The 14,459-nt window shown below is 33.3% G+C and carries 15 protein-coding genes and 2 tRNA genes; 12 read left to right on the top strand and 5 right to left on the bottom strand.

The genetic code is table 11. The annotated features are described in order from the left end of the window. The first annotated feature begins 59 nt into the window (after window positions 1–59). The 5 genes from EQG68_RS11360 to EQG68_RS11340 all read left to right on the top strand — a co-directional run bounded on the left by EQG68_RS11360 (window position 60) and on the right by EQG68_RS11340 (window position 3,797). Window positions 60–530, top strand: a complete 471-nt coding sequence (locus EQG68_RS11360) for a hypothetical protein (protein ID WP_129465002.1) — start codon at window positions 60–62, stop codon at window positions 528–530. A gap of 70 nt (window positions 531–600) precedes the next feature. Next, the gene (locus EQG68_RS11355) at window positions 601–1,056 is read left to right on the top strand and encodes a hypothetical protein (protein ID WP_129465001.1); all 456 of its coding nucleotides are present in this window, start codon (window positions 601–603) and stop codon (window positions 1,054–1,056) included. A gap of 110 nt (window positions 1,057–1,166) precedes the next feature. Continuing rightward, the gene (rlmD, locus tag EQG68_RS11350; RefSeq protein WP_129465000.1) at window positions 1,167–2,579 is read left to right on the top strand and encodes a 23S rRNA (uracil(1939)-C(5))-methyltransferase RlmD; all 1,413 of its coding nucleotides are present in this window, start codon (window positions 1,167–1,169) and stop codon (window positions 2,577–2,579) included. Continuing rightward, a complete protein-coding gene (locus EQG68_RS11345; protein WP_129464999.1) occupies window positions 2,579–3,088 on the top strand; it encodes a DUF6452 family protein in 510 nt (169 codons plus the stop codon). Before rlmD ends, EQG68_RS11345 begins: the two co-directional genes overlap by 1 nt. Continuing rightward, complete coding sequence (locus tag EQG68_RS11340) at window positions 3,063–3,797, top strand: DUF6048 family protein (RefSeq protein WP_164975441.1); 735 nt, start codon at window positions 3,063–3,065, stop codon at window positions 3,795–3,797. The genes EQG68_RS11345 and EQG68_RS11340 overlap by 26 nt, the downstream gene beginning before the upstream one ends. Here the strand turns inward: EQG68_RS11340 and EQG68_RS11335 are convergent, their stop codons facing one another. Continuing rightward, window positions 3,798–4,028, bottom strand: coding sequence for a hypothetical protein (locus tag EQG68_RS11335; protein WP_129464998.1), 231 nt, complete (start codon window positions 4,026–4,028; stop codon window positions 3,798–3,800). A 147-nt stretch (window positions 4,029–4,175) separates the two neighbouring features. On the opposite strand from EQG68_RS11335, the gene thrC reads away from it, so the two are divergent. From thrC to EQG68_RS11320, 3 genes are all read left to right on the top strand, one after another. Further along, window positions 4,176–5,465, top strand: coding sequence for a threonine synthase (gene thrC / locus EQG68_RS11330; RefSeq protein ID WP_129464997.1), 1,290 nt, complete (start codon window positions 4,176–4,178; stop codon window positions 5,463–5,465). A 107-nt stretch (window positions 5,466–5,572) separates the two neighbouring features. Continuing rightward, on the top strand, window positions 5,573–7,291 hold the full coding sequence (locus EQG68_RS11325) for a PAS domain-containing sensor histidine kinase (protein ID WP_129464996.1): 1,719 nt from the start codon (window positions 5,573–5,575) through the stop codon (window positions 7,289–7,291). Then, entirely contained in the window at window positions 7,291–7,701 is a 411-nt protein-coding gene (locus EQG68_RS11320) for a response regulator (RefSeq protein WP_129464995.1), read from the top strand. Before EQG68_RS11325 ends, EQG68_RS11320 begins: the two co-directional genes overlap by 1 nt. A gap of 57 nt (window positions 7,702–7,758) precedes the next feature. Here EQG68_RS11320 and rpsT read toward each other — a convergent pair whose 3' ends face one another. From rpsT to proS, 4 genes are all read right to left on the bottom strand, one after another. After that, on the bottom strand, window positions 7,759–8,010 hold the full coding sequence (rpsT, locus tag EQG68_RS11315) for a 30S ribosomal protein S20 (protein ID WP_129464994.1): 252 nt from the start codon (window positions 8,008–8,010) through the stop codon (window positions 7,759–7,761). Between the two features lie 153 nt (window positions 8,011–8,163). After that, a tRNA-Glu gene (locus EQG68_RS11310) sits at window positions 8,164–8,235 on the bottom strand. 46 nt (window positions 8,236–8,281) lie between these two features. Next, window positions 8,282–8,353, bottom strand: a tRNA-Glu gene (locus EQG68_RS11305). A gap of 76 nt (window positions 8,354–8,429) precedes the next feature. Further along, the gene (proS, locus tag EQG68_RS11300) at window positions 8,430–9,908 is read right to left on the bottom strand and encodes a proline--tRNA ligase (protein ID WP_129464993.1); all 1,479 of its coding nucleotides are present in this window, start codon (window positions 9,906–9,908) and stop codon (window positions 8,430–8,432) included. Between the two features lie 99 nt (window positions 9,909–10,007). Here proS and EQG68_RS11295 point away from each other — a divergent pair, with 99 nt between their 5' ends. The 4 genes from EQG68_RS11295 (at window position 10,008) to EQG68_RS11280 (ending at window position 14,443) form a co-directional block, all read left to right on the top strand. Next, complete coding sequence (locus tag EQG68_RS11295) at window positions 10,008–10,994, top strand: hypothetical protein (protein ID WP_129464992.1); 987 nt, start codon at window positions 10,008–10,010, stop codon at window positions 10,992–10,994. A gap of 76 nt (window positions 10,995–11,070) precedes the next feature. Next, entirely contained in the window at window positions 11,071–12,594 is a 1,524-nt protein-coding gene (locus EQG68_RS11290) for an OmpP1/FadL family transporter (RefSeq protein WP_129464991.1), read from the top strand. 123 nt (window positions 12,595–12,717) lie between these two features. Continuing rightward, entirely contained in the window at window positions 12,718–14,025 is a 1,308-nt protein-coding gene (rimO, locus tag EQG68_RS11285) for a 30S ribosomal protein S12 methylthiotransferase RimO (RefSeq protein WP_129464990.1), read from the top strand. Window positions 14,026–14,029: 4 nt separating this feature from the next. Beyond that, complete coding sequence (locus EQG68_RS11280; protein WP_129464989.1) at window positions 14,030–14,443, top strand: hypothetical protein; 414 nt, start codon at window positions 14,030–14,032, stop codon at window positions 14,441–14,443. Window positions 14,444–14,459: the final 16 nt, after the last annotated feature.

Below are 14,459 nucleotides of genomic sequence, written 5' to 3'. Positions count from 1 at the left end.
GACAAGTTTTTATGTCATTTTAAGTTTATATTATTTTTATGGAAAACCTTTAAAAAAACATGAGAAATATTTTACAAACTCTTCCGATTTGTTTACTTTTTTTAACTTTATCATGTTCTGATAATGATGATAGCACACCTCCAATCATTGAAACAAATAGTATTTCTGCCAACATTGACGGGCAGGTTATAAAGTTTTCAAATTTAGTAATTACTAAACAAGATTATACAAATGACGAGACCGGCTTTGAATGGACTGATATTCGAATTTTAGGTTATAATTCAGAAAACACATTAAATATTATTGAATTTATTGCAGAAGAAGGCCTTGTAGGAGCTGAATCTATATGGCGATTTAATATTACCATTAATGGATTTACATATATGCAAAACAATAGTGCATTTACGACTTTAGTAACTGAAAGTACAGAGAACAAATTAATCGGCACTTTTTCCGGAATACTTACAGAACCAAATAATGGGCAAACCATCTCAATAACCAATGGTAGTTTTAACATTGAGCATAATTAATAAATTAAAGCAAATGTGTTAAATAATAGATTATAAAATATTACCTTTGTGTTAATATATACTTTTTTTTATGAAAAATAAGTTTCTTCTTATTCTAAGTTTTCTTTTAATTGGATTACATTCTTGTTCCTCTGACGACAGTAAGTCTGACGTCAATTTTATTCGTGCAAAGTTTAATGGAACTGAACTGAAATTCAACAAGATCAATGTTCAAATTACACCTGAGATAACAGACCCTGTCACCAATTACACCTACAAAGACATCATAGTAACCGCTACGATGGAAAGTGACAATTCAAAGACTTTAATTATTTCTTCTGAATACAATATTACCGGTGTAGATGAAATTTGGCGTTTTAGTTACAGTAATAATGGCGTAATTTATGAACTAAATGAAGACAACTTTATTTCTGAAATTTCACAAAATTCAGGAGGTAGATACAAAGGAAATTTCCAAGGTAGTTTAGTTGGTTCAGAGGAAAATATTATAATCAGCGAAGGAACATTCGACATTATCTACCAATAATATTTATAACAAATTATAAAATTAAACGTCTTACAAGTGAAGACGTTTTTTTATTTTAAAAAATTCACATCGTGCTGAATTTTTAGTTTCGAATAACTTATTTTTGCTCCATGGGAAGAAAAAATACAGACAAAATTATTTTCAAAGAAGTTTCAGTTTTAGATGCCGGTGCAAAAGGTGTATCTGTTGCCAAAACCGAAGACGGAAGAGTGATATTTATACCCAATGTAGTTCCGGGCGATGTAGTGGATGTGCAAACTTTCAAAAAAAGAAAGTCCTATTTTGAGGGAAAAGCCATTCACTTTCATAAACTTTCCGAGCATCGCGTAGAACCACAGTGCAAACATTTTGGCGTTTGTGGCGGATGCAAGTGGCAAAACATGAACTACAACCAACAATTGTTTTATAAAAATAATGAGGTCTTTAATAATTTAAAACGAATTGGAAAAATCGAAATTCCAGAATTTGAAAAAATTTTAGGCTCCGAAAAGCAATTTTTCTACCGCAATAAAATGGAATTTTCCTTTTCCGACAGTCGATGGCTTACCGAAAATGAAATTCAACATAAGGACGAAATTCAAAATAGAAATGCATTAGGTTTTCATATCCCAAAAATGTGGGATAAGATTTTAGATATCGAAAAGTGTCATTTGCAACAAGATCCATCAAATGCCATACGTAACAGCATTAAAGAATTTGCAAATCAACATGAGATTCCGTTTTTCAACGCTAGAAATCATGAGGGTTTATTGCGAACGTTGATGATTAGAACTACTTCTATTGGAGAAATTATGGTGCTGATTCAATTCTTTAAAGAAGACAAACAACAACGTGAATTGGTACTTAATTTCCTTTCGGAAAAATTTCCGGAAATCACTTCTTTACTCTATGTCATTAATGGAAAGGCAAATGATACGTTGTACGACCAAGATATAAAGTTATTCAAAGGCAGAGAATACATTTTGGAGGAAATGGAAGGTTTACAATTTTCAATTAACGCGAAATCATTCTATCAAACCAATTCGGAACAAGCTTACGAACTTTATAAAATAACCCGCGAATTTGCCGGATTAACCGGAAATGAGCTGGTATATGATTTATACACCGGAACAGGTACAATTGCTCAATTTGTATCTAAAAAAGCCAGAAAAGTAATTGGTGTAGAAGCTGTGCCGGAAGCCATTGCCGATGCAAAACAAAACGCTAAACGAAACAATATCACTAATTGTGAATTCTTTGTGGGCGATATGAAAGAGGTTTTTAATGCTGAGTTTATTGCAACACATGGTAAACCTGATGTTATCATAACTGATCCTCCGCGAGATGGTATGCATGCGGCTGTGGTGGAACAAATTATGAAAATTGCACCGGAGAAAGTGGTTTATGTGAGTTGTAATTCGGCTACGCAAGCACGTGATTTAGCCTTAATGGATTCGATGTATAAAGTAACGCGTGTTCGTCCGATTGATATGTTTCCACAAACGCATCACGTAGAAAATGTTGTACTTTTAGAAAAAAAATAATGAAAAATCGTTTTATCATTTTCCTTTTATTGCTTTCATCCTATTTTTTTTCAGGATGTGAAAAAGACGACATTTGTGTGGAAGGAACTCCTACTACTCCACGATTAATTATCGAGTTTTACAGCGATGAAAATACTACCGTTCGAAAATTAGTAGCCAATTTAAAAGTGCAAGGTGAAGGTGCAAATACCACTTTGGATTTTGACCAAGTGGACACAATTGAACTTCCGCTTAAAACCAATGAAAATTTCACGAATTATAGCCTGAACATCAATTCCAGCTCCACTACGTCGGTGAACAACACCGATTTAATAAGATTTAATTATACTGTAAATGACATTTATGTATCTAGAGCCTGTGGTTTTAAAAGTAATTTTATTTTAAATCTGGCCAATGGTGTAGAAAGAACAAATCCTGCCGGGGATGCTGAATTTTGGATAAAAAACGTTGAAATTGTAAAAACTAATGTTGAAACTGAAGAAGATGTCCATATCAAAATGTATTTTTAGTTTTTTGTTGATAGTGTTTTGTCAAACTCTTTTGGCTCAGGAAACAAAAAAAGACAGTATTGTTGCTCCCTTAAAAACGGAACGATATGGCCTACGTATTGGAATTGACGCCTTGAAATTGGCCAGAAGTTTCTATGAAGAAGATTATAGAGGACTTGAAATTGTAGGCGATTATCGTTTAACAAAAAAATACTATTTGGCAGGTGAAATCGGTAACGAAAAAAGAACCATAGACGAAGACCGTGTTAACTTTACTACTTCAGGAACCTATTTTAAAGTAGGTTTTGATTACAATACATACGAAAATTGGTTAGATATGGAAAATCTAATCTATGTTGGATTACGTTTTGGAGCGAGTACGTTTAGTCAAGAATTAAATACTTACCGCGTCTATAATCCAAACCCTTACTTTGGAGAATCGCCTACTGTTATTTCCGGAAGAAAATTTGATGGCCGTACAGCTCAATGGGGCGAATTTGTTGCAGGCGTTAAAGCAGAATTATTTTCAAATTTTTATGCTGGATTCAATTTTAGGATAAATTATCTGATAGGAAATAAAGAATCATCTGATTTTGAAAATTTATACATTCCCGGTTTTAATAAAAAATATGAAGGTAAATTTGGTGTAGGTTTTAATTATACTATTTCCTATTTCATTCCGATTTACAAAAAGAAAATTCAACCTGCACTAAATGAGGTGAAAAAATAATTAGATTGAACGCACACCTTTTAAAAAAATCCACTTCATAAATAATTGTTCACCGTCTTTTGTTTTGGCAACCTGAAATTTAGGAGCTAAAATTAACGTTACCATAAACGCAAAAAAAGGAGGCCAAAAACGTTCAAGTGTTGTATAATAATCGAAAAGGAATCGAAAAGGAATAAAAAAAACAGCAAAAGAAATCAATTGAAAAAGAAAAGCTTTTGTTTTTAGACTCATAAAATTTAATTTTAACAAAGTTACAAAATTTTATCCCTAACCATTTATCGTTAAATTAATAACTTTTTGTCAAGATTAAAAGTTTTATTTTACTTTTACGAAACTGTTGCAATGATTTTTATACCATAAAAAACTATTCTATTTTCGATGCACTATAAAAGTTTAAATCAAAATGCTCCTGCTGTTTCTTTTGAGGAGGCAGTAACATTAGGACTTGCTCCGGATAAAGGATTATATTTTCCTGAAGAAATAAACCCGCTCTCACAATCATTTTTTGAAAAAATTGAAACATTAAATAATGTTACTATTGCATTTGAAGCAATCAAACAATTTGTTGGAAACGAAATTCCTGAGCAGGATTTAAAACAAATTCTTACTGAAACGTTAAATTTTGATTTTCCGTTAACCGTAGTAGAAAAAGGTATTTTTTCATTGGAATTATACCATGGCCCAACTATGGCTTTCAAAGATGTGGGTGCCCGATTTATGGCAAGGTGTTTGGCCTATTTCAATAAAAAAAATCCTACTCAAAAAAACACTATATTAGTTGCCACCTCCGGTGATACCGGTGGAGCTGTTGCCAGTGGTTTTTTAGGCGTTAAAAATGTTGACGTAGTTATTTTGTATCCCAGTGGGAAAGTCAGTGACATTCAAGAACGACAACTTACAACATTAGGTCAAAATATTACCGCCTTGGAAGTAGATGGCGTTTTTGACGATTGTCAAGACATGGTAAAAAAAGCGTTTTTGGATAAGGATTTAGCTCATAAAAATTTAACTTCCGCCAATTCAATCAATGTGGCAAGATGGTTGCCGCAAATGTTTTACTTCTTTTTTGCTTACAAAGAATTAAAAAAATATAACCTGCCCATTATTGTTTCTGTGCCGAGTGGGAATTTTGGGAATATCTGTGCCGGAATTTTGGCAAAAAAACTCGGACTTCCCATTGAACATTTTGTTGCTTCGACCAATGAAAATGACACCGTACCTCGCTTTATGACTACGGGAACATATTCGCCAAAACCCTCAAAGGCTACTCTTTCAAATGCGATGGACGTTGGAAACCCAAGTAATTTTATTCGAATACAGGAATTATATCAACATAATTTGACGGCTTTTAAAAATGATTTTTCTTCCTATCAATTTTCTGATGAAGAAACCGTATCAATTATGAAAAAAATATATTCTGAACATAATTATATTACAGAACCGCATGGTGCTGTAGGTTATTTAGGACTTAAAAAAGAACTGGCAAATAAATCAAACCATATCGGTGTGTTTCTAGAAACAGCACATCCTATCAAATTCTCCGATAATGTAGAATCGTTCTTAGAAATTAAATTACCCATTCCAACACAAATTGAAAGTGTTTTAAACAAAGAGAAAAAGAGTGTTAAAATAAGATCATATATCGAATTAAAAGATTTTTTAACCTAATTAATATTCCAACAACAACTAAATACCACATTTTATGATTCAAATTAAAAAAACAAGTCGCAGTGTTACTTCAAATTTAAAAAAGAATTTTTTTTTATATTTGAGTAATGAAAAGTAAATCAAATATCATCTCTTTTGTTTTCATCATTGCTTCACTCTTTTTAGCTATCATTATGCATTTGATATTGCGAGGAAGTTTCAAGAATGATTTTCAAAGCTTAATCACTTTTCATTTCATTAAAGATGTAAGTTTTATTATAGCCGCCGGCTTATTACTTCGCTTTATTATTGCAAGAAATGACAAAAGGAATATCTCCATTTTAGAACAATTACAAACCATCAATACAGAAATTAAAGATTCCAATGAGCGTTATGACATAGTAGCAAAGGCAACCAGTGATACGATATGGGATTGGAAAATTCAAGAAGATGAATTTGTATGGAACAAAGGTATTCAAGGAATCTTTGGCTATAAAAAGGAAGAGGTAGGCAAAACCTCGAGTTGGTGGTTTGACCGAATTCACCCAGAGGATAGTTTAAAAATGTCCGTTAAATTATATTCTTTCTTAGAACAAAAAACTGAACGCTGGCAAGATGAATACCGTTTTAAATGTGCAGATGGAAGTTATAAATATGTTTTTGACCGAGGATTTTTGGTAAAAGATGCTGATGGAAAAGCCATTCGTATGATTGGAGCAATTCAAGATGTCACCAAACAAAAAGAAGAAGAACAACGATTGAAACTTTTAGAAACGGTAATTACGCAAACCAAAGATGCGGTTGTTATTACGGATACCGATATTTCAAAGAATCCAATTCCCAATATCATTTTTGTTAACCAAGCGTTCACAAAAATGACAGGTTATAAACCCAAAGAAGTGATTGGAAAATCTCCTGTTATGTTCACCGGAGCTAAATCGGATTTGAGTGAATTGGAAAAACTTTCTACTGCAATTAAAAATTATAAAGAGTGTTTTATTGAAACCATAAGTTATAAGAAAAACGGTGAAGAATATTGGGTAAATTTTTCAATGATTCCGGTTACGAATAAAGAAGGAGAGCATTCGCATTGGATTTCTATACAACGGGATGTAACCAAAGAAAAAAATCAGGAACGAGAAAGAGAACAACTTATTCGCGAATTAACTCAAAACAATAAAGATTTAAAGCAATTTTCTTATATTACCTCACACAACTTTAGAGCACCTTTATCAAATTTAACCGGCCTACTTCACTTGTTAGAAGATGTACCGATTGAGAATGATGAGCTTCAGGAAATTCTTAACGGATTTAAACGTTCAACCCATCTTTTGAATGAAACAATTGAAGATTTGGTAAAAGTTGTAATTATTAAAGATAATCCTTCTATCTTAAAAGAAGACATTTCCATTAAAGAAATATTTGAAAATGTATTTTTCCAACTCAACAATCAAATCAATTTGTATAAGCCAACCATTAAGTTTGACATAGAAGATAGCTTAACAATACACATTAATAAAGCCTATATGGAAAGCATCATCTTGAATCTGATGTCTAATGCAATAAAATATCGTTCTCAAGACAAAACACCTAAAATTTCGATAAAGGCGGTAGAAAAAGAAAATTTCGTAAATTTGGTCATTAAAGACAATGGAATTGGAATTGACTTGGATAAAAATGGTGACAAAATATTTGGCTTATACCAACGATTTCACGATTATCCCGACAGTAAAGGGCTTGGATTGTATCTCGTAAAATCTCAAATAGAAGCCATGGGAGGTTCAATTGAAGTGGAAAGCCAAGTTGGAAAAGGAACACAATTTACTCTAACCTTTAAAAAAGAATAATGTTGAAAACAATATTGTGCGTAGATGACGATCCCATCACATTAATGCTTTGTAAAAAAGTAATTAAAAAAGCGGAATTCAGCGAAGATGTCATGTTTGCTAACAATGGCCAAGAAGCTTATGAATTATTTCAAACGTTAGTAAGTAAAAAAAACAAGTCAGAAGAATTTCAATTACCTCAACTCATTTTCTTGGATTTGAATATGCCTGTGATGAATGGATGGGAATTTCTTGATTTATTTAATAAAACTATTTCAAATGAATTTTCACAAACAAAAGTGATTATTTTATCATCAACAATTGATCCGGCAGATTATAACAAAGCCAAACAATATGATGTTGTTTCTCATTTTTTATCAAAACCAATTACGGTTGAAATGTTGGAAAACTTAAAACCAATCTATTCTTAAACCAAAAAAAGCTTTCCGAACGGAAAGCTTTTTTTATATTATATAACTTAGGATTAATTATAACTTAGCAACGTGCTTGGTTAATTTTGATTTTAAGTTAGAAGCTTTATTATCATGAATGATATTTTTCTTTGCTAATTTATCAATCATAGAGATAACTGCAGAAAGTTTTCCTGCTGCATCAGATTTGTCAGTAGCTAAACGTAGGGCTTTGATTGCATTACGTGTAGTCTTATGCTGATATCTGTTTAATACTCTTTTCTTTTCGTTGCTTCTTATTCTTTTTAAAGCTGACTTATGATTTGCCATTTTCTTTTTAATTTTAGATGTAATTTATAAAAATACTAGTTAAAAAAGAAAAACCTCCCACAACTGCAAAAACAATCACTTTGGTTTTAACTAATAAAATAAAAACCGAGACACTGATTTTTATTTTATAAAACTAATTTACAACTAATTTCGTAGTCCGTAGGGGAATCGAACCCCTGTTACCAGGATGAAAACCTGGCGTCCTAACCCCTAGACGAACGGACCCTTGTTTTCCTCTAGTTTAAGCTTTTCAATCTGATACTTGAACTTGTAGCCCGTGGGGGAATCGAACCCCCCTTACCAGGATGAAAACCTGGCGTCCTAACCGATAGACGAACGGGCCAATTGCTAATTGCGAGTGCAAAAATACAACTATTTTTAATACTCACAATAGTTACAATTTATTTTTTTTATTTTTTTTAATAAGCTTTCGCAAAAAGCACTCTTCCAACGGAAGGTTTTCCGGAAAACATACATGTTCCGGCCTCTTCTACTCTATCCAAAGGAATACAGCGAATTGTTGCTTTGGTCAATTCTTTAATTTTTTCCTCTGTTTCTGCAGTACCGTCCCAATGAGCAGCAAAAAATCCACCTTTGGAATCTAATAATTGTTTAAACTCATCAAAACTATTTACTTCTGTTATGTGGTTGTTTCGATATTCAAAAGCTCTATCATAAAGACTCTTTTGAATTGTTTCTAACAAGTTTTGAATGTAAGTTTCAATTCCATCCTTTGAAACAACTTCTTTTGTTAAATTATCTCTTCTGGCGATTTCATAAGTACCGTTTTCCAAATCATTGGGTCCAACTGCAATTCGTACAGGAACACCTTTTAATTCATACTCGTTAAACTTAAAGCCGGGTTTGTGCGTGGTTCTATTATCAAACTTAACAGCAATACCAAGTTTTCGTAAACCAACCATTAATTTATTAACTTCTATTGAAATAGCTTCCAATTGTTCCTCGGATTTATAAATCGGAACAATTACCACTTGAATAGGAGCTAAATTGGGGGGCAAAACCAGACCATTGTCATCCGAGTGTGTCATGACCAATGCTCCCATTAATCGTGTCGACACACCCCATGAGGTACCCCAAACATGTTCTTGTTTTCCTTCGGCATTAGCAAATTTAACATCAAAAGCCTTGGCAAAATTTTGACCTAAAAAATGTGATGTTCCTGCCTGTAATGCTTTTCCATCTTGCATCAACGCTTCAATACAATAAGTTTCAATCGCTCCGGCAAATCGTTCTGACTCAGTTTTTACACCTTTTACAACCGGAATAGCCATGAAATTCTCAGCAAAATCAGCATATACATTCATCATTTTTACCGATTCTTCAATTGCTTCAGCCTGTGTTGCATGAGCCGTATGCCCCTCTTGCCACAAAAATTCAGCCGTTCGCAAAAACAAACGTGTCCTCATTTCCCAACGCACCACATTGGCCCATTGATTTATCAATAAAGGTAAATCCCTGTAAGATTGTATCCAATTTTTATAAGTACTCCAAATAATTGCTTCACTAGTTGGACGAACGATTAGTTCTTCCTCCAATTTTGCATTAGGGTCAACCATTAATTTTCCTTTGTTATCAGGATCATTTTTCAAACGATAATGCGTCACTATGGCACATTCTTTAGCAAAACCTTCTGCATTTTTTTCCTCTGCTTCAAACATACTTTTGGGTACAAAAAGGGGAAAATACGCATTGGAATGTCCCGTTTCTTTAAACATTCTATCCAATTCAGCTTGCATTTTTTCCCAAATAGCATAACCGTAAGGCTTGATAACCATACAGCCTCTAACACCCGAGTTTTCAGCTAAATCAGCTTTAACTACGAGTTCATTGTACCATTTTGAATAATCTTCGGATCTTTTCGTAAGGTTTTTGCTCATCTTGAATAATTTGGCATAAAAATTGTTTAACTTATTTTAACTAAATAGTTCGACAAAACTAACTATTTTTGTAATAACAACAATAAAATTGCTACGATTATGAAAACTAATTTTTACCCCAGCACCAATTATATTACCCGCTTGGTTTTATTCTTTTCGGGAATGTTATTTGTTTCTTGTGGTTCATATCAAAACTCCTCTTATTATGATAATGATGGTGTTTATAGGAGCTCAGGCAGAAATAATGAAGTTGTATCAAACAATGTTGAACAAAACAATACCAATCAAGCGTATCAAAATTATTTTAAATCAAAACAATTAAATGCAGAAGAAGAAGTATTTACGGATGTTGAAAGTTATTCTTCCGTTGAAGACTCAACGGTAACATCAGAACGAAATTATGATTCGAATGCTGCGTGGGGATCAAATCCTTCCTCAGTAACTGTCAATGTATATGACAATAATTGGGGATGGAATTATTGGAATAATTGGTACGGACCCGGTTGGGGATGGGGTTGGAACAACTGGTATGGACCCGGATGGGGATGGGGATGGAATGTTGGATGGGGATGGAACAGTTGGTACGGACCAGGTTGGGGATGGGGTTGGAACAATTGGTATGGTCCCGGATGGGGTTGGAATGGCTGGTATGGAAATGGTTGGGGTAATGGTTGGTATGGAAATAACTACGCTTATACAAGAGGAAGAAGAACCGGTGGCTATTATGGCGACAGGTATTCTGTAGGTAGATACAATGGAAGAACATCCTATACTACAAGCGGAAGAACCTCAACAAGAAATAACTTTGGAACAAGAACAAGAAGTTCTTCAACCCGAAGTACTCAAATTTCACCAAGAAACTCAAGTAACACCAGAGATTATAACAACAATAATGTAGGAACACGTAATTCTACCCGCTCAACTACACCTTCATCGAATGTAAGAAACTCTTCATCAACGAGAAGTTCTTCTTCGCCAACCTATTCGGGCTCGCGATCAAGTTCAAGTAGTTCATTTGGTGGCGGACGTTCATCTGGCGGTGGCGGTGGCGGACGTTCATCCGGCGGTGGTAGAGGTAGAGGTTAATCAAAAAAATAATCAAAATACCTATGTTGAATCAAATCGGTTTGCATGGGTATTTTTATGAAAAAATAAAAAAATTATGAAAAAGATTTTTATCACATCCGGTTTTCTATTAGCTAGCTTTTTATCCTTCTCGCAAGAAATAACTCCGAATGAAGGATTGCGGTATGCCTTTGATAATTTAACCGGTTCTGCTCGATTTAGAGCCATGAGTGGAGCGTTTGGTGCTGTGGGTGGAGATTTATCTGCCATAAATGTAAATCCTGCCGGTTCAGCCCTGTTTAATTATAACCAAGCAACTATCTCGCTCAGTAATTATAATGTGAGAAATAGTTCTTCTTATTTTGGAACACGAACAATTGAGAGCGATCATGATTTAGATATCAATCAAGCCGGTGGCGTTTTTGTCTTTAAAAACAATAACCCTTCAAGTGGTTGGAATAAATTTAGTATAGCGTTAAATTACGAAAACAATTCAAATTTTGATAATCAGTTTAATGCCCGCGGAGTAAATCCTAACAATTCAATTGACGGCTATTTTTTACGATTTGCGAATGGATTACCAAACGAAGGTGGTATTTTTTTAAATGTACTTGACACAGCATTTTTTGACGAATTAAGTTTCATCGATCAACAGGCTCTCTTAGGATATAATGCTTATATGTTTAATCCGGTTGATAATGAAAATCCGGACAACTCAGTGTATGTTTCTAATGTGCCAACCAATGGCAATTATTATCAGGAAAATTACACAGTTGCTACAGGTTACAATGGAAAAATTACCGGTAATATAGCCACATCATTTAAGGATAGACTTTTTATCGGACTTAATTTGAATGCTCACTTTACTGATTTGACCAATACGATTTCCATTTATGAAAGTTATAATAATAACTCATCCACCGGACTCCGTTCTGTTCAATTTGATACAGAAACGTATACATTTGGTGGTGGATTTTCTTTCGGTATTGGAGCTATCGGAAAAATCACTGAAAGTGTAAGACTTGGCTTAGCTTATGAATCGCCCACTTGGTATAATTTAACGGATGAAGTAAGACAAAGAACAATTACATATTGTGAAGATTGTGATGCAAACAGCAATCCGATAGTTTTTGACCCCAATGTGATTATGGTATTTGATTCTTATAAAATTCAAACTCCAAGTAAACTAACCGGTAGTTTCGCCTATGTTTTTGGTGAGAGAGGATTAATTAGTATCGATTATTCCATGAAAGACTATAGTAATATTACATTCAGACCAAGAAACGATGTTAACTTGGAATCGATCAACAACTTTATGTCGGCAAATTTGGATACTGCAGCAGAAATTAGAGTTGGTGGTGAATTCAGACACAAACAATGGAGTTTGCGAGGTGGTTACCGTTTTGAAGAAAGTCCTTATAAAGTTGATACTGCTATGGGAGATTTAACCGGATACTCGGGCGGAATTGGTTTTGATTTTGGTATTTCAAGACTGGATTTGGCCTATGCCTATAGTAGAAGAAAAATGAATTTTGATTTAATCAGTTCCGGATTAAATGATACTTCTCGTTTAACAGCCATCAACAATAATGTAACCTTGAGTTACACTATAAAATTCTAAATTGTTTTCTATAATTTCGAAAAACCATTTACTCTTGTGAATGGTTTTATTATTTATTTCCATAAATACCAAATAAAACCGTAATTTTGCATCCCTTTTAAGATTAAATAAGAGTATAAAATAATGAGAACCAAATCGTTAAAGAAAAATAAAATCAACGTTATTACCTTAGGATGTTCAAAAAATGTGTATGATAGCGAAGTGTTAATGGGGCAACTAAAAGCCAGTGGAAAAGACGTAGTGCATGAGCAAGAAGGTAATATAGTGGTTATAAACACTTGTGGTTTTATTGATAATGCAAAAGCGGAATCGGTAAATACGATTTTGGAATATGTAGAAAAGAAAGAACAGGGAATTGTCGACAAAGTATTTGTAACAGGATGTTTATCAGAACGATACAAGCCCGATTTAGTGAAAGAAATTCCCAATGTAGATCAATATTTCGGCACAACCGATTTACCTATTTTATTGAAAGCATTAGGTGCAGATTACAAACACGAATTATTAGGAGAACGATTAACTACAACACCCAAAAACTTTGCTTATTTAAAAATTGCCGAAGGTTGCGACCGTCCGTGTAGCTTTTGTGCTATTCCAATCATGAGAGGAAAACACGTTTCGCAACCCATTGAAAAATTAGTAAAAGAAGCGGAGGGTTTAGCCAAAAATGGTGTAAAAGAATTGATATTGATTGCACAAGATTTAACCTATTACGGATTAGATTTATATAAAAAGCGAAATTTAGCCGAACTTTTAGAAAACTTGGTTAAAATTGATGGAATTGAATGGATACGGTTACACTACGCCTTCCCTACCGGATTCCCTATGGATGTGTTGGAATTAATGAAAAACGAACCTAAAATCTGTAATTATATTGACATCCCTTTGCAACACATTTCAGATAATATCCTTAAATCGATGCGTCGTGGCACCACTCAGGAAAAAACAACAAAACTTCTTAAAGAATTTAGAAAAGCTGTTCCGGGTATAGCCATCAGAACTACTTTAATTGTTGGATATCCCGGTGAGACCGAAGAAGATTTTCAAATCCTAAAAAATTGGGTGGAAGAAATGCGTTTTGAACGATTAGGTTGTTTTGCTTATTCGCATGAAGAAAATACACACGCCTATTTATTGGAAGATGATGTTCCTGTAGAAGTGAAACAACAGCGTGCCGCGGAAATCATGGACATTCAATCACAAATTTCATGGGATTTGAATCAGGAAAAAATTGGTCAAACTTTTAAGTGTATTATTGACAGAAAAGAAGGTCCTTATTTTGTGGGAAGAACAGAATTTGATAGCCCGGATGTTGATAATGAGGTATTAATCGATGCTTCTAAATTTTATTTAAAAGTGGGTGACTTTAGTAGAATAAAAATTATCGATGCTACTGAATTTGATTTATATGGTGAACCTATATTAATATAAATTTATGAATAAAATTATTGTTTTTTGTATTGTATATATTTTTTGTCAAAATGCTTACTCACAAGTAGACAGAACTATTGGAAGGAATTCTCAATATCATCAAAATAGTCCAAAAACTGATAAAGTAGATCCTATTGAACAAACTTTAAAAAAATTAAAGGAGAAATTATCTTTAGATTCTTTTCAAGAGGCTGCCACCAAAGTTTTTTTACAAGAAAATGAAAAAAGTGCTGAGAAAATTCTAAGTAGTAGAATTTCAAATGAAGAAAAAAAAATAAAACTTGAAGAAGCTGTAAAAGATTTTGATGAAAAACTTTTAAAAATTTTAAATCCTGAACAAATTAAAATTTTTGAAGAATTAAAAGATAAAAACAAAGAAAAATCTAAAAAGAAGAAGAAAAAAGAAGAGGAAAATTGATTCCTCTTTTTTTATA

This window comes from Flavobacterium piscinae (genome assembly GCF_004122145.1).
In the GTDB taxonomy this organism is placed as follows: Bacteria; Bacteroidota; Bacteroidia; order Flavobacteriales; family Flavobacteriaceae; genus Flavobacterium; species Flavobacterium piscinae.
Note: the sequence above shows the minus strand (reverse complement) of the source record. Positions and strands in the feature narration are given on the sequence as shown.